The following is a 15282-nucleotide window of genomic DNA, read 5'->3' on the forward strand; positions in this document are numbered from 1 at the left end:
AAATGCTAAAAGAAAACGTAAGTCTTAAAAATTTCAACACCTTTGGAATGGATGTTCAAGCCAAATTATACGCGCCTTTTACTGACGTATATGAACTTCAAGAACTTTTAAAGTCAACATCTGAACAGCCTTTATTAATTCTTGGTGGCGGAAGCAATGTACTTTTTCAATCGGATTTCGATGGTATTGTTTTACACAATAAAATAAAAGGCATCGAAGTGATTAGCGAAGACGACAAAACTGTACTCATCAAGGTAGGTGCAGGTGAAATATGGCATGATTTAGTTATGCATACAATTACACAAAATTGGGCAGGAATCGAAAATCTCTCCCTCATTCCTGGTAGTGTTGGCGCTAGTCCAATGCAAAATATTGGTGCTTATGGCGTTGAAATCAAAGATGTGTTCGAATCTTTAGAAGCAGTTGAAATTAAGACAGGTAAACTTAGAGAATTTACGCATGCTGAATGTCAATTTGGTTACCGAGAAAGCGTTTTCAAAAAAGCATTAAAAGACCAATACGTCATTACATCTGTAAGCTACAGACTTTCAAAAAACCCAAAACTCAACACCAGTTACGGCGCAATTGAAACCGAATTACAAAAGAAGGGCATCGATCAGCCGACAATTAAAGACGTTAGTAACGCGGTCATTTCCATTCGAAAATCTAAGCTTCCCAACCCAAAAGAAATTGGGAACGCTGGAAGTTTTTTCAAAAATCCAGTGATCTTAAAAACGCACCACGAAGAATTACGCAAAGTACATCCTGAAATCCCCGCATATCCTGTAAGTAAAACAGAAGTAAAAGTTCCCGCTGGATGGTTAATTGACCAAGCAGGTTGGAAAGGAAAAACGTTCAACAATTATGGTGTTCACAAAAAACAAGCTTTGGTTTTGGTTAACTACAAAGACGCTAAAGGAGCAGATATTGTAGCGCTTTCTAATGAAATCATTGCCGACATCATAACTAAATTCAACATCAAATTAGAACGTGAGGTGAATATAATAGACTAAAAGCTTGCGGAGTACTTCTCTCACTTTTCTGTTAAATCAAAACTTCCCAATGATTCGCGATAATGAGCTGAACCATTATTATATATTGAGCGCATCTCCAATCCCACATGTTTAAAGGTATTGTTTTATAAAAAGTAGATAGATAAACACGATAAAGCACATCAATTTTGACTTCAAAAAAGATTTTTTCAATTACATTTGGTTTCATATTTACACGACGTGTAAGAAGTCAAACCTTTGAAAAGAATATCCAAAAACCTATCTTCAATTTAATAATTCGCCGTTTTAAATATGTAAATCTCTAAAAATCGGCTATCTTTGCATTCGTATTAAAAATCTGTTTTCGTTTGAACAGATAAAAAAACACATCTATGGCTAAAGACATATTTGAAAAAATAAAAGGAAATAGAGGTCCAATAGGACAATTTGCAAAAGGAGTACACGGGTATTTTACCTTTCCAAAATTAGAAGGGGAAATCGGAAACAAAATGATGTTTCGTGGAAAAGAATGCTTGGTTTGGTCGGTAAATAACTATTTAGGTTTGGCCAACCAACCAGAGGTGCGTAAGGCAGATGCCGATGCAGCTGCAAAGTGGGGAATGGCTTATCCGATGGGATCAAGAATGATGACAGGTCAAACCAGTGAGCATGAAGCCTTGGAAAATGAGCTATCAGATTTCATGAAATCAGAAGACACTATTTTATTGAACTTCGGTTATCAAGGAATGGTTTCTGCGATTGATTGTTTAGTGGATAGAAACGATGTTATTGTTTACGACAGTGAATCACATGCTTGTATTCTTGATGGAATGAGATTACACTCAGGAAAGCGTTTCGTTTTTAAGCACAACGATATGGAAAGCTTTGATAAGCAAATGGAACGTGCGACAAAACTCGTTGAAAATACCGATGGTGGAATTTTAGTAATTACTGAAGGTGTTTTCGGAATGGCTGGCGATCAAGGAGATTTAAAAGGCATTGTTGAGTTTAGAAAATCTGGCAAATATGACTTTAGACTCTTTGTAGACGACGCTCATGGCTTTGGTACAATAGGAGAAAAAGGAATGGGTGCAGGTGAACACCAAGGTGTACATGAAGAAATAGACGTGCTATTTGGAACTTTTGCTAAATCAATGGCCTCAATTGGAGCATTTATATGTGCAAAAGAGCAAATCGTTGAATATATGCGCTACAATATGCGTTCTCAAATGTTTGCAAAATCTCTTCCAATGCCATTGGTTGTGGGTGCACGTAAACGTTTGGAATTACTAAGAACACAACCAGAGCACAAAGCCAATTTATGGAAAATTGCAACTGCATTACAAGAAGGATTGAAAGAAAATGGTTTTAATATCGGTGACACTAATTCAGCGGTGACTCCTGTATTCCTACAAGGAAATCTTGCAGAAGCCACTAATTTAACATTCGATTTACGTGAAAATTACAGCATTTTCTGTTCTATTGTTATCTATCCAGTTGTTCCTAAAGGCACAATCATGTTGCGTTTAATTCCAACAGCTGCACATACGCTAGACGATGTACAACACACCATTGATACTTTTAAAATTGTTAAAGAAAAACTAGATAAAGGCGAATACAAAGCAGAAGAACTTGCCGATGTAGAAGTTGACAAATAAAATTTAATTTTTTATTTGTTTACCCTCGTTAATATAATTAAATACCACTCGCAATTTGCGAGTGGTATTTTTTTAGAGCTGTAGATTGCTGTAAATAAATATTGATTGATTAATCAACAACTAATTTCTTATCGCGTTTAAGCCGACAATCGTTGATGAGCCTTACAACATAATAACCATTGTAAAGTAGACTAACATCTAATTCAATTTTTCATTTTATCAATATTTTAGTGATAGAATGTGTATTAGAAGTCGAATGTACTTTAAGTAGATATAGTCCTTTTTGAATAGGAGAAATAATTTTTTTTATTTTTTATCTCTCCTGTTTAAATAATCTTCCCATTAAGGTCTGTAATTTCAAAATTACCATTAGGATTGTCATGCAAATATTCGTGATTACTGACAGGGTTAGGGTATACTTCTCTTTGATGTAAACTCATAACACAAATTTAAAGTTATTACTAAACTTTGTGTCCAAGAATTAATTACGCTATTAGGCATTGATACAGTTGAGGCATTCATTCAATATCAAAATAAATCTATAGTATTGCAAGATGCAATTTTAGCATATAAGAACGCCAACGCCGAGTTAGAAGTTTATTTATGGAATCAAGATGGAGTTCCTCTAGAGTTAACCGATGACATTGCTCCTCCAAGTTCAAATCAATTCGAAAACAAGTTGGACTTAGCATCAATGAAACTACATTTAGACTCCTTAATTGAAAACCATCCAAAATTAGCAAAAAAACAAATGTATTTAGAGCAACTTCATATACAACGACAATTAGATTTAGAACGTTTAAAGCCAAAATTTGATTTAAAATATAACGCATTAAACGAACCCATTGATGGAGATATCATTCAAGGCTATTCCATAAACAATTATAATTGGGGATTATCATTCAAAATGCCAGTTTTTCTGAGAAAAGAAAGAGGGCAACTACAAAAAACAAACATTACCATATTAGAAAACAATATGAGATTGATCAAACTGAACGTTCACTTAACCAGAACCTAAAAGTTGCTATAAACACTTGGGAAACTACACAACAACAATTATCAGGTTATACAACAATTATGAATGGAACAAATCGTTTATTGCAAGCGGAACAACAAAAGTTTGAAGCGGGAGAAAGTTCACTCTTTCTTGTTAATGCTAGAGAATGGAGCAACATCAACACACAAATCAAATTTATTGATTTATTGATTAAATCTCAAATAGCTTTCATGAATATTGAGTATGAATTGGGGAGATTGAATTGAATTAATTTAATATAAAAAAGAAATGACACAGAACTAATAGTCTATAAAAATTTATGTTGCATCTTAATGATCTATTCTCTATTTTATTTTTGACGCTTAATATTCATTTTTATAGTTTAATGCAATTGGACATTCATAGGTTATACTAAATTTGTGAACAGAACATATTTTCGAGAAAATAAGAAATTGAATTTCTGAATCATAAAATAAATGTCAAAACTTCCCGCTTCCGCTAAATTTATTGATATTTCAGATTACGGTAGAATTCCAGGTCGGTGGATTGCACGTTCATTAGCAATAACATCTGCAACCCCCATCCACGTAACTACTGCATTCATTATAACAGGATTATTGGCCGTTTTCTGTATACTGAATAATTTTTATTACGCCGCCGCAGCACTTATTGTTCTAAAGTCAATTTTAGATGCCGCTGATGGTGAATTATCCCGATTAAAGAAAACACCCTCACATACAGGAAGATACTATGATTCTATTGCCGATTTACTTCTAAATTTTTTACTATTAGGGGCAATTGCTTTCATTACTGATACTGCTTTTGGACTCATGTTGCTGGCATTTTTCGGCATACAATTACAAGGCACACTTTATAATTTTTATTATGTAATCTTAAGAAACAATTCCAATGGCGATACAACAAGTAGGGTTTTTGAACATGAACCTCCCACGGCTTTTCCAATAGAAAAACAAAGCACTGTCAATAAAATGTTTGCTATTTATAGCGCACTTTATGGCCCTTTTGATAAAATCATTTATGGGCTAGATCGTCGTGCCAAAGATTGTAAACCTTTTCCTAAATGGTTTATGACTTTTCTATCAATGTATGGATTAGGTTTTCAACTACTTATCATTGCGGTTTTATTAGCTATTCAGCAACATCATTATATAATTCCATTTTTTATTGGATATTCACTGCTAATTGTCGTTATGATATTAATTCGAAAATTATTTTTGAAATAATCACACTTGCTGTCCAAGTTTTGATTAGCCGTCTACTGATATTTTAGTGAATTTATTGCTTGTCAAATCGAACACAAGATAAATATTAGATTAAAACCATGCATTTACAATTTAGAAAAGCTAGAACAGCAGATCAAAATAAGATATGGAAAGTGCTTCAAGATGGAATTGCACAGCGCAAAAAAGAAGGTAGTACTCAATGGCAAAACGGCTACCCTAATCTTGAAATTATAAAAAAGGATATTCTTCAAGGGCATGGTTTCGTTCTTACAAAAAAAGAACAAGTTATTGGTTACTGTGCCATCCTCATCAATGATGAACCTGACTATAAACATATAAATGGCGCTTGGCTGAGCAATAAAGATTATGTGGTTTTTCACCGTATGGCAATCAGCCAAAATGAAATAGGCAATGGATATGCCACACTCCTATTTAAAGAAATCGAGGCGTATGCGCGTAAATTAAGAATTGAAAGCATAAAAGCCGATACAAATTTTGACAATTATGCCATGCTGTATTTATTCAAAAAAATGGGTTACCAATTGTGCGGCGAAGTCATGTTAAAAGGAAGTCCACGAAAAGCTTTTGAAAAGGTTATTCATCTTTATTAGTGGTTGAACGATTGGCTTTATCTTTCTTCTCATGATTCTTTTGATTATGTTTAATTTCAAACGAATCATCTTTTTTAGACCGTTTTTTACCCATGGGCGTTACATTTTCGCCCATTACGTCTTTCTCTTGTATCGGTCCTTTTTTATCATTCTGTTTGTTTCGTTCTTTAAACTTATCTCGTGACATAATATTTATTTTTAGTTACAATCAATATAGAAAACATCCACTCTAACTAAAAATAATAACTATTAAAAAAACAAAAAAGACGATAACCCGGATTATTAACTCCTTTAGTCGTTGAGCTCGCAGGCTCGGTTCATGCATTTAATTTTAAATCTTACAAATACACAAATACCCAAAAATGGGTTTCTCAAATTTCACAGGAAACACAGTTAAAATACTGACTTACAGATGTTAATACTCTTAAACTTTAAGATTGGTGAACCGAGCCTGCGAGCTCAACGACTAAAGGAGTTAATAATTCGGGATAAACAAATGCCTACCGTCTTTAAATTTAAACTTAGTTTTTAATCTTTATTAAACCCTTTCGATAATTGCTGCATATCCTTGTCCGACACCAATACAAAGTGTAACCAAAGCATATTTCCCTTTGGTTTTTTGGAGTTCAATCGCTGCAGTCTGAAGAATTCTTGCACCAGTCATTCCTAAAGGATGCCCTAATGCAATTGCTCCTCCATTTCTATTTAAACGTGAATCATCATCTGCTATTCCCCAAGCTCTAGTGCAAGACAACGCTTGTGCAGCGAAAGCTTCATTTAATTCGATTACATCCATATCTTCCATGGTTAATCCAGTGCGTTTAAACAATTTGTTACTTGCATGAACAGGCCCTATCCCCATTATACGTGGCTCTACACCAGCTACAGCTGCGCCAACAAATCTTGCCATTGGTTTTAACTGATGGTCTTTTACACCTTGTTCGCTTGCCAAAAGTAAAGCTCCTGCTCCATCGTTTAAACCTGAAGAGTTTCCAGCAGTAACTGAACCACCATCTTTTTTGAATGCAGGTCTCAACTTACTCAAAGTCTCAACAGTCGTTCCTGGTCTAAAAAACTCATCTTTATCAAAAATAAGGTCTTCTTTTTTTCTACGTGGAATATGCACAGGAACAATCTCTTCGGCTAAGCGCCCATTTTCCCATGCGCGTTCAGCTTTCTGCTGAGACCATGCTGCAAATTGATCTTGGTCTGCGCGCGAAATATCGTATTTTTCAACTAAATTTTCTGCCGTTCGTCCCATTCCGTCAGTTCCATAAACCTCATGAAGTTTTGGATTTATAAATCTCCATCCAAACGAAGAATCATAAAGCTTTGCATCGCTACCAAAAGGCATTGCCGATTTACTCATCACCCACGGTCCACGGGTCATATTTTCTACACCACCAGCTAAATAAACATCACCCGCACCATCTTTTATTGCGCGCGCTGCACTTACGGCCGACGACAATCCTGATGAACACAAACGATTCACGGTTTCTCCACCAATTGTATGCGGTAATCCGGCCAAAAGCAAGGACATTCTTGCAACATTTCTATTGTCTTCACCTGCCTGATTAGCACAACCAAAAATAACATCTTCTATAGCTTTTGGATTGAGTGTTTCATTGCGTTCCACTACAGTTTTCATAACCAATGCAGCCATATCATCTGGTCTAACTGTTGATAATGAACCTCTAAAACTTCCGATTGGTGTTCTTACACCGTCTATAATATATACTTCTTTACTCATGTATTTGAAATTCTATTGAACTGCTAAAATAATAACAATTTTAGAGAACAATCATAATAAAGACTATCAGTAAGTTGCGTAAATCAAATAATTAAAATAAGGTCTTTGTGTATAACTTGTTATTCGCTCTTTCAAATATTTATTCTATTTTAGAGGGAGTTTAATAAAAAAAACGAAAATGAAACGAAACCTATTGCTTTGTGGACTTTGTATTTGCTTCTTAGGAAGTATGTCAATTGCACAAGAATTAACAGAGAAAGAACAAGCTTATCGTGATTCCATAGCGGCTTTAAATGAGGAAAATGCAACCATCGCTGCTAGTCAAGAAGCCTATAATCAAGGAATTGAATTGTTTAACAAAAAATCTTATAAACAATCCATTAAATCCTTTTCAAAATCAATAGAAGCTGATCCAAACTTTACAGCTGCATATTACAATAAAGGTGTTGCCGAAAATGAAACAAATTTATATGCTGCAGCAGCTAAGACTTTATCAACTTTAATCAATAAAGACCCGGAATACGCTAAGGCATATTTTCAGCGCGCACGAGCTTACCAAGGTACAGGTGATTATACGAAAGCCGAAAAAGATTACAAGAAAGCCATTCAGTTAGCGCCTAAAAATCCGAAAGCACATTATAATTATGGAACATTGAAATTTTTACAACAAGATTATGATGGTGCAATTACTTCTTTTACAACAACCATAGATTTAAAAGGAAATTTAGCTTATGCTTTTAACGACAGAGGAAGTGCTTACCGAATGAAAGGTGAGTACAAAAGAGCACTTGCCGACTATGAAGAAGCCGCTAGAAAAAATCCAAATTTAGCTTTTGTATTAAATAATATTGGTACAACAAAATTAAAAATGGAGAATTATGATGGTGCTATCGCATCCTTCAACCGTGCAATTTCTGTCGATAAAAACTTCTATTTAGCATATAATAATCGCGGGGCAACACAAATTGAAAAAAATAGACTTGATGAAGCGCTATCGGATTTCAATAAGTGTATTTCCATAAAAGATGATTATGCACCTGCTTACGCAAATATTGCTGCCGTAAAGTTTAAGAAAGAGGATTATAAAGGAGCTAAAAAAGCTGCTGATAAAGCAATACAACTTGACAATGAATACGCTACGGCTTATGTAAATAGAGGCATGATTAAAGAAATGCTTAGGGATATGAATGGTGCATGCGAGGACTGGAATAAAGCAAATGAGCTGGGGGCAGAATCTGGTGGAAAATATGCAGCTCAAAATTGTGGATACTAAAAAGATGATGAAAATGAAAACAATAAATATATACATACTGCTTTCTTTTATGTTTGTTAGCGGAATTATTTCTGCTCAAAATGTAGAATTTAAGCGTGGTAACTTTAAAGATGACATAGATGGATACAAAGCTGCTACTGATGCCATAGACAGAGGAGTTCCCTTTTTTGAAGAGGGTTCATTAGCAATTTTTGAGGTAAGACCTCCAGGGTTAGCGTTTAAAAAAGCCCTTAAAAACTTTGAAGAAGCACAAGCTTTTAATCCAGATAATGCGTTAAATAATTTTAGAATAGGCGTTTGTTACATCCATTCAACTTCGCCTTATAAAGCGATTCCTTATTTAAAAAAGGCGTATGAACTAGATCCTGAATGTGATCCTTTCCTATACTACTATTACGGAAATGCAATGCAATTGGAAAACGAATACGACAAAGCCTTAAAAGCGTATCAAAAATTTGAAGATAACTATAGAAAATCTGATAATTTTAACAAATTCGTTTCGATGCATAAACGAGAAGTAAGAGCTGCTAAAAAGTTTAACAACGATCCTGTTCGCTGTTGGGTAGATAATGTGAGCGCAATCAATTCAGAATACGATGAAATAGCGCCTGCAATAACTACCGATGGAGCAGACATCATCTTCAGTTCAAATCGTCCAAATGACCACCAACCAAATGAGGTCGGTGAATACGATCATGACATTTACAGCTCATACAATGACAACGGTGAATGGCAGAAAGTAAAATCAATACCTGGAAATGTGAATTCAAGTCTCGACGATATCGTTAACAACCTTTCTTATGATGGAACACGGATGTTACTTCATAAGGATAATGAAGGGCAAACTGATATTTATGAAACTGAACTGAAAGGTGCCCATTGGGGTGCTCCTGAAATATTGCCATTTCAAATTAGCTCTAAAAAGACCAACGATATGTATGCTTCATACAGCCACGATGGATACAACATTACGTTTGCCAGAGGTAATGAAAACAATAGTAAAGGAACAAATATTATGTTTTCAGGGATGCAAAGTAAAATGCAAAAAAATTATGGAACAGCTTCTTTAATTAGCTCTGTAAGTAGCCCTTTCAACGATGGTCCTGTTTACATGCATATCGATGGAAAAACAATGTATATTGCATCACAAGGACATGAATCTATTGGAGGGTATGACATTTTTGTTTCCCATAGAACACAAGGAAGCTGGTCAAAACCAGAAAACATGGGTTACCCAATCAACACGCCTTATGATGATTTCTTTTTTGCTTCAACGGCAAACGGTAAATTTGCATATATTTCTTCAAATAGACCTGGAGGAGCAGGAGGGTTTGACATATATAAAGTTACATTTTGGGGAGCACCAAAACAACCAATTGTAGATATTGAAGATTATTTATTGGCTTCAGTTGCTAATCCAATAAAAGATCCACAAATAGAAGATGTTGTAAGTATAAATAAGGTTTCACTTACCGTATTTAAAGGTAAAACAATAGATGCACTAACCAATAAACCTGTGGAAGCTTCAATAGAAATTACAGATAATAAGTCTGGTCAAATTATTGAACGATTTACAACGAACAGTGCTTCTGGAAAGTTTTTACTTTCGTTAACGGCAGGAAAAAACTATGGTATTGCTGTTAAAGCCGATGGATATCTTTTTCATTCAGAGAATTTTGATATTCCAGACGGCAGTGAATACAACTTAATTAATAAGACAATTGAGTTAAAGAACATTGCTGTTGGTAGTAAAATCGCATTGCGTAACATATTCTTTGATGTTGGAAAAGCAAGTCTCCGAAGTGAATCTAATGCTGAGCTTGATCGTTTGGTAAAATTACTAAAAGATGTTCCTTCATTAAAGGTTGAAATTTCTGGTCATACAGACAACACAGGCTCGGCGTCTATCAATAATCAACTTTCTCAGGAGCGTGCTGAAGCAGTTGTTGTATATTTAAAAGGTAAAGGAATTGCGGCCAATCGACTTACAGCAAAAGGATATGGATCGACCCATCCTGTGGCAAGTAACAAAAGCGCGCAAGGACGACAAGAGAACAGAAGAACAGAGTTTGAAATAATAGAAAATTAATTTTAAATATAAAATTCATTGAAAACCCTTAGTTTTGCTAAGGGTTTTTCATTTATAATTGGTTTACTATGGAAAAAGAGAACATAAAAACGTTGCTCGACAAATTTAAGGCTATCGCAACAAATTCACCAGATGATTTGAAGCGATATGGCAGTGACGAAACAGAAGATTTAAACTTCCCTCCCGATCTTGTCCTAAAGCCTAGCACAACAAAAGAGGTTGCGGAGATTATGCGATATTGCAATGAACACAACATTCCAGTAACACCGTCAGGTGCGAGAACAGGTTTAAGTGGCGGCGCACTTCCTGTTCAAGGTGGCGTAGCATTAAGCACGGAAAAAATGAACCGTATTATTTCCATAGATGAAAACAATGCGCAAGTAACAACTCAACCTGGTGTTATTACACAAGTGCTCCAAGAATCTGTAAAAGAAAAAGGCTTGTTTTATCCGCCTGACCCAGCCTCAAAAGGAAGTTGTTTCATCGGTGGGAACATTGCTGAAAATAGTGGTGGTCCAAAAGCAGTTAAATACGGTGTTACTGCTGATTACGTTCTGAATTTGGAGGTGGTTTTGCCCTCGGGTGAAATAATTTGGACCGGCGCAAATGTACTCAAAAACGCTACAGGATATAATTTAACTCAATTAATCGTTGGTAGCGAAGGAACCTTGGGCATTGTAACTCAAATTGTATTGCGTTTAATTCCCCACCCAAGCCATGACATGCTAATGCTTGTTCCGTTCTTTGCTGCCAAAGATGCTTGTGAAGCCGTTGCTGCGATCATGAAAACAGGAGTTACACCGAGTGGACTTGAGTTTATGGAACGAGACGCTATCGTATGGACGCTAGAAAAACACCCCAACATACAAATGGAGATTCGAGAAAGCCATGCCGCTCATTTACTCATAGAAGTTGATGGTTTCGATGAAACTAAACTTATGGAAGACTGTGAAATAATAGCTAACGAACTCTCTAATTTCAAAACAGGAGAAATTCTTTTTGCAGACAACCAAGCTCAAAAAGATAAACTTTGGGAAATACGAAGAAAAGTAGGTGAAGCGGTTAAATCACATTCGATATATAAAGAGGAAGACACAGTGGTTCCACGTTTTGCGTTACCTAACTTACTTTTAGGTGTAAAAAATATAGGACAAAAATATGGTTTTCAATCTGTTTGTTACGGTCACGCCGGCGATGGAAACCTTCACGTAAATATCATAAAAGGAACACTAACTGATCAGCAATGGAATAATGAATTGCCAAAAGCTATTCGAGAAATTTTCAAACTCACTGTTGATTTGGGAGGAACAATTTCAGGCGAGCATGGAATTGGATGGGTTCAAAAAGAATATATGGACATACCATTTTCATCAACTTCACTTCACCTTATGAAACAAATAAAATCTATATTTGACCCAAAAAATATTTTGAATCCAGAAAAAATCATTTGAATTGAACTGCGAGATTGATTATTCCCAAAACACATCTTTTGTGTTTTCTTCGAATTTCAATTCATCGTGTAATGATTCAATTTTCTTTAATTCATCGGATGTTGCTACCTCTTGAATAGCCATAAACAATTCTCTTTCTTCAAATCGAATATGTCGTTCAAGTTCTTCCTCAATGTGATGTAAAGATTTTTCGATTTCATCCGTTTCTTCAAACAATCGCGTTAGCCTTCTGTGTTCTGCCAGAGCTTTTTTAATCAGTTCATGCTCTTCACCTAAAATAGGGAAGATATACTTTTCCTCATCCTCAAAGTGTTTTTTGACATGATTTTTATAGAACCAATCGGTGTATTTTTTTATTCTCTTAATCTCCACTCCATTTGCTATTCCTTTTCGAATTTTCCATCCCAAAAGAAGACTATGGTGATGTTCTCTACTAAAAGGAATTAATGCAGAGTCGCGTTTTAAAGGTTTATTTTTAGTACTCATTTTATTTTTTTAATTGTTTTTCCAAATGGGCTACGATTGCAGAAGTTGTTCCGTCAGCATAAACACCATAGGCATTCATTAAAACACCTTTTACATCATGCGTATTAGAGGATATTGCATATACTATCATCGAATCACCTGGGTCTGTCTCTCCTTCAAACCGATGAACCTCATCTATTTTAAATTCATCTGCGGATAAGGCCAATTCCGATTTCCTGCAAACAATACAATCTTTAGTTGCCTCTATATAAAAATCAGTGGTATATCCTCTTTTAATTAAATCATTAATTGCACCTGAAACAGTTTCGTAAGTTGGTTTTTTAGCCATAACATTTTATTTATATAAATTAATCCATACTTTTCACCTTCTACCTAAAGTAAAATACTCAATATAAGCGTTTTAATTAACATTCAAGAGTTTAGCAGCTAATAAATTAAAAGACAAGACAAAGTTTATACTTTAGCGAGTGCAGCCTCATAATTTGGCTCATCGGTAACCTCCTCAACTAATTCAGCATATTGTATAATTAAATCCTCATCAGTTACAATAACTCCGCGCGCATGTAAACCTTGTAAAGGACCGCCCTCCATTACAGCGCCTAACTTATTAGCATCTCTGTGTCTAAAATCTGAGGTTGTAATTGCATTATCAATACCTTCATCTGTACAAAACCGCTTAAAAGCAAATGGTAAATCAAGTGAAGCAAATACCAATGCTACATCAGAGCGGTCTTTCAATTGCGCCGCAAACTTATTCAATTGCAAAGCGCAAACCGCTGTATCAACACTCGGAAAAATATTAAAAACAACTTTTTTTCCTTTTAACTCATCTGTATTCAGCTCTGATAAGTCCGTTTTTACCAACTGCATACCAGGCAACTTATCCCCTACTTTTGGAAAGTTTCCATTCGTTTTAATTTCTTTACCTTTAAATTTTAAATTCATCTTTTTCTTTTTTTTAATGTAAGTTATTTTCAGGTCTTGAATTCCAAATTGCGAGAAACAAACCTGTTGACATTCTTCTCGCAGCATTTTTTGCTCTTTCTGCTCGTTCACCAATGAACAACTCATCTATTGTTTCAAACCAAAGGCGAATCCACTGTGCAAAATGCTCCTGTGTAACACCATGATTCAGATTACGATCAACTTCGGCGTGCACACGCGGTGGATTACCTTTAAATTTGCGAATTCCAAATAAATTGGTTTCCCAAAAATCTGTAAGCTTCTCTAAGTGAGGCGGCCATTCTTCATCAGATAAATGCGCATTAAATATGGGACCTAATACTTCATCTGCTCTAATCTTGTCGTAAAAAGAATGAACCAAATGACTCACGTCACTTCTATTTTCTATTTCCTTCATTATTTAGAATCTTTTGCCACTTGCTCTACTCTACTAGAAACATCCTGCTTGGAAAGTGTTAATCGTACCACACTTTCAGTTTTGGCTTTTAAGTCGTGAGGAATTCCACCTTCTAAGGTTAAAATATCTCCAGCCTCCAACTGATGCTGTTCTCCATTGACACCAAAATCAATCGCCCCTTTTAATAAGTGAACTATGATTGGGAATGGTGTTTGGTGCTCTTTCATGACTTGGCCAGCCTTAAAAGCGATACGAATTTCCTTAGAAAAAAGGGTCTCTAAAATTAAAGACACCTTTACTTTGTCATCGGAAAATTCTAAATCCTTGGTATACGAATTACTCTTCATCTCTTCTATATTTTTCTAATTACAATCGAATGCTTGTGCATTCTAATCAAAGATAGTTAGAAATACATATAAAGACAAATTTATCCGTTATAAGTTGTTAAAGTTTTCATTTACTTTTTGACGTTAATGTTAATTGTTGGTTATTAAGAATAAATAGCTCTATATGATTTAATACCTTTTGAATACTTTACCAGTATATAAATCTAAGTCGTCGATCATGTTAATAAACGGTTAGCTGACAAGATTCTGCGCAAGTTTCACTCTCTATTCAGTTGAAAAGAGAAATTCACTTCAAGATGACATTAAAATAAGGGCATATTTCAATCGAGAGGAGAGAAGTAATGGAGAGAAGTAATAATGATTTTATAATTTAGACTCTTGCGAATTCATTTAGCGATTTTTCATCGACAAAATAAAAAAGAATAGTTCAAAAAAAAACCACCTCAAATAAGAGGTGGTTTTGCCAAAAAAATGCAGTGCTTTATTTTATTTAGCCACGTATTGAGTAACAGTATTGTCCTCATCTTTAAGCCACAGTTCTTTGTTCTTTAAACGCAGAATCTGATACTCTTGAACTGTTTTTTCTCCAAAAAAACTAAAAGTCATTTTGATATTTTCTTTGTCGTTGGTAAATTCCCAATCTCCATTGATTCCAAAACCTTCAGTTTTCAATGTTATCGAACCACTTTTATCAATAACAATTTCACCATCTCCTGCTTCGGCATTGGTTTCTACACCTTCACTTGTAACAATTTTATCTGGAACCCAAGTTCCTGTTATTCTCATTTTCTTTGTCAACAAAGAAAATTTTGGACCTTCCTCATACTTATTACATGATCCCAAAACGAACAAAAGCCCTAAAGCTAGTGTTAAAAACTTCATAGTATTTTTCATATTTTTAATTTTATTTTGATTCAAAAATATATCTAAAATGTTTAATAAACAACTTTATAGCGTTTATTAGTTGATTCTGAATACGTTTATAAATAGTTTTGATCGACAAACATAATAATCTCATAGATGT

The 15282-nt window shown here is 34.8% G+C and carries 17 protein-coding genes; 9 read left to right on the plus strand and 8 right to left on the minus strand.

The genetic code is table 11. The features are described from left to right. The first annotated feature begins 2 nt into the window (after positions 1-2). The 6 genes from murB to CW751_RS05785 all read left to right on the plus strand — a co-directional run bounded on the left by murB (position 3) and on the right by CW751_RS05785 (position 5502). Positions 3-1013: a UDP-N-acetylmuramate dehydrogenase gene (gene murB, locus CW751_RS05760; protein WP_101334050.1), complete on the plus strand. Its 1011-nt coding sequence runs from the start codon at positions 3-5 to the stop codon at positions 1011-1013. Positions 1014-1384: 371 nt separating this feature from the next. Then, positions 1385-2650, plus strand: coding sequence for an aminotransferase class I/II-fold pyridoxal phosphate-dependent enzyme (locus CW751_RS05765; protein ID WP_101334051.1), 1266 nt, complete (start codon positions 1385-1387; stop codon positions 2648-2650). Positions 2651-3197: 547 nt separating this feature from the next. After that, positions 3198-3668 (plus strand): TolC family protein, encoded by a 471-nt coding sequence (locus CW751_RS15640; protein ID WP_101334052.1) that lies wholly within the window; start codon positions 3198-3200, stop codon positions 3666-3668. Further along, positions 3632-3913, plus strand: a complete 282-nt coding sequence (locus CW751_RS15280) for a TolC family protein (RefSeq protein ID WP_240612540.1) — start codon at positions 3632-3634, stop codon at positions 3911-3913. The genes CW751_RS15640 and CW751_RS15280 overlap by 37 nt, the downstream gene beginning before the upstream one ends. Positions 3914-4123: 210 nt before the next feature. Further along, on the plus strand, positions 4124-4891 hold the full coding sequence (locus tag CW751_RS05780; RefSeq protein ID WP_101334054.1) for a CDP-alcohol phosphatidyltransferase family protein: 768 nt from the start codon (positions 4124-4126) through the stop codon (positions 4889-4891). Positions 4892-4989: 98 nt separating this feature from the next. After that, positions 4990-5502 carry a GNAT family N-acetyltransferase gene (locus CW751_RS05785; RefSeq protein WP_101334055.1) on the plus strand — a complete coding sequence of 171 codons (513 nt, stop codon included), beginning with the start codon at positions 4990-4992 and terminating at the stop codon, positions 5500-5502. On the opposite strand, the gene CW751_RS05790 is transcribed toward CW751_RS05785, so the two are convergent. Both CW751_RS05790 and CW751_RS05795 read right to left on the minus strand, forming a co-directional pair. Then, a complete protein-coding gene (locus CW751_RS05790) occupies positions 5486-5689 on the minus strand; it encodes a hypothetical protein (RefSeq protein WP_101334056.1) in 204 nt (67 codons plus the stop codon). The two genes, CW751_RS05785 and CW751_RS05790, sit on opposite strands and share 17 nt — an antisense overlap. A gap of 351 nt (positions 5690-6040) precedes the next feature. Further along, a complete protein-coding gene (locus tag CW751_RS05795; RefSeq protein WP_101334057.1) occupies positions 6041-7252 on the minus strand; it encodes an acetyl-CoA C-acyltransferase in 1212 nt (403 codons plus the stop codon). Positions 7253-7430: 178 nt separating this feature from the next. On the opposite strand from CW751_RS05795, the gene CW751_RS05800 reads away from it, so the two are divergent. The 3 genes from CW751_RS05800 (at position 7431) to CW751_RS05810 (ending at position 12065) form a co-directional block, all read left to right on the plus strand. Next, positions 7431-8525, plus strand: a complete 1095-nt coding sequence (locus CW751_RS05800; RefSeq protein ID WP_101334058.1) for a tetratricopeptide repeat protein — start codon at positions 7431-7433, stop codon at positions 8523-8525. A 13-nt stretch (positions 8526-8538) separates the two neighbouring features. Beyond that, entirely contained in the window at positions 8539-10614 is a 2076-nt protein-coding gene (locus CW751_RS05805) for an OmpA family protein (protein ID WP_165779229.1), read from the plus strand. A 68-nt stretch (positions 10615-10682) separates the two neighbouring features. Continuing rightward, positions 10683-12065 carry an FAD-binding oxidoreductase gene (locus tag CW751_RS05810; protein WP_101334060.1) on the plus strand — a complete coding sequence of 461 codons (1383 nt, stop codon included), beginning with the start codon at positions 10683-10685 and terminating at the stop codon, positions 12063-12065. An 18-nt stretch (positions 12066-12083) separates the two neighbouring features. Here the strand turns inward: CW751_RS05810 and CW751_RS05815 are convergent, their stop codons facing one another. The 6 genes from CW751_RS05815 to CW751_RS05840 form a co-directional block, all read right to left on the minus strand. Beyond that, complete coding sequence (locus CW751_RS05815; RefSeq protein ID WP_101334061.1) at positions 12084-12551, minus strand: hemerythrin domain-containing protein; 468 nt, start codon at positions 12549-12551, stop codon at positions 12084-12086. Between the two features lies 1 nt (position 12552). Beyond that, entirely contained in the window at positions 12553-12879 is a 327-nt protein-coding gene (locus CW751_RS05820; RefSeq protein WP_101334062.1) for a phosphoribosylpyrophosphate synthetase, read from the minus strand. 125 nt (positions 12880-13004) lie between these two features. Beyond that, on the minus strand, positions 13005-13496 hold the full coding sequence (gene tpx, locus CW751_RS05825) for a thiol peroxidase (RefSeq protein ID WP_101334063.1): 492 nt from the start codon (positions 13494-13496) through the stop codon (positions 13005-13007). Positions 13497-13509: 13 nt separating this feature from the next. Beyond that, the gene (locus CW751_RS05830; protein WP_205677794.1) at positions 13510-13911 is read right to left on the minus strand and encodes a group III truncated hemoglobin; all 402 of its coding nucleotides are present in this window, start codon (positions 13909-13911) and stop codon (positions 13510-13512) included. Then, positions 13911-14258 (minus strand): cupin domain-containing protein, encoded by a 348-nt coding sequence (locus tag CW751_RS05835; RefSeq protein ID WP_101334065.1) that lies wholly within the window; start codon positions 14256-14258, stop codon positions 13911-13913. Before CW751_RS05835 ends, CW751_RS05830 begins: the two co-directional genes overlap by 1 nt. Before the next feature lie 486 nt (positions 14259-14744). Then, positions 14745-15152 (minus strand): hypothetical protein, encoded by a 408-nt coding sequence (locus CW751_RS05840; protein ID WP_101334066.1) that lies wholly within the window; start codon positions 15150-15152, stop codon positions 14745-14747. Positions 15153-15282 lie beyond the last annotated feature (130 nt).

It is taken from the genome of Brumimicrobium salinarum (genome assembly GCF_002844555.1).
In the GTDB taxonomy this organism is placed as follows: domain Bacteria; phylum Bacteroidota; class Bacteroidia; order Flavobacteriales_D; family Crocinitomicaceae; genus Brumimicrobium; species Brumimicrobium salinarum.

What these genes read in the sequence shown, in the direction of transcription:
- murB (WP_101334050.1), top strand. Translation starts at nt 3, where the DNA reads ATGCTAAAAGAAAACGTAAGTCTTAAAAATTTCAACACCTTTGGAATG.
- CW751_RS05765 (WP_101334051.1), top strand. Translation starts at nt 1,385, where the DNA reads ATGGCTAAAGACATATTTGAAAAAATAAAAGGAAATAGAGGTCCAATA.
- CW751_RS05780 (WP_101334054.1), top strand. Translation starts at nt 4,124, where the DNA reads ATGTCAAAACTTCCCGCTTCCGCTAAATTTATTGATATTTCAGATTAC.
- CW751_RS05785 (WP_101334055.1), top strand. Translation starts at nt 4,990, where the DNA reads ATGCATTTACAATTTAGAAAAGCTAGAACAGCAGATCAAAATAAGATA.
- CW751_RS05790 (WP_101334056.1), bottom strand. Translation starts at nt 5,689, where the DNA reads ATGTCACGAGATAAGTTTAAAGAACGAAACAAACAGAATGATAAAAAA.
- CW751_RS05795 (WP_101334057.1), bottom strand. Translation starts at nt 7,252, where the DNA reads ATGAGTAAAGAAGTATATATTATAGACGGTGTAAGAACACCAATCGGA.
- CW751_RS05800 (WP_101334058.1), top strand. Translation starts at nt 7,431, where the DNA reads ATGAAACGAAACCTATTGCTTTGTGGACTTTGTATTTGCTTCTTAGGA.
- CW751_RS05805 (WP_165779229.1), top strand. Translation starts at nt 8,539, where the DNA reads ATGAAAACAATAAATATATACATACTGCTTTCTTTTATGTTTGTTAGC.
- CW751_RS05810 (WP_101334060.1), top strand. Translation starts at nt 10,683, where the DNA reads ATGGAAAAAGAGAACATAAAAACGTTGCTCGACAAATTTAAGGCTATC.
- CW751_RS05815 (WP_101334061.1), bottom strand. Translation starts at nt 12,551, where the DNA reads ATGAGTACTAAAAATAAACCTTTAAAACGCGACTCTGCATTAATTCCT.
- CW751_RS05820 (WP_101334062.1), bottom strand. Translation starts at nt 12,879, where the DNA reads ATGGCTAAAAAACCAACTTACGAAACTGTTTCAGGTGCAATTAATGAT.
- tpx (WP_101334063.1), bottom strand. Translation starts at nt 13,496, where the DNA reads ATGAATTTAAAATTTAAAGGTAAAGAAATTAAAACGAATGGAAACTTT.
- CW751_RS05830 (WP_205677794.1), bottom strand. Translation starts at nt 13,911, where the DNA reads ATGAAGGAAATAGAAAATAGAAGTGACGTGAGTCATTTGGTTCATTCT.
- CW751_RS05835 (WP_101334065.1), bottom strand. Translation starts at nt 14,258, where the DNA reads ATGAAGAGTAATTCGTATACCAAGGATTTAGAATTTTCCGATGACAAA.
- CW751_RS05840 (WP_101334066.1), bottom strand. Translation starts at nt 15,152, where the DNA reads ATGAAAAATACTATGAAGTTTTTAACACTAGCTTTAGGGCTTTTGTTC.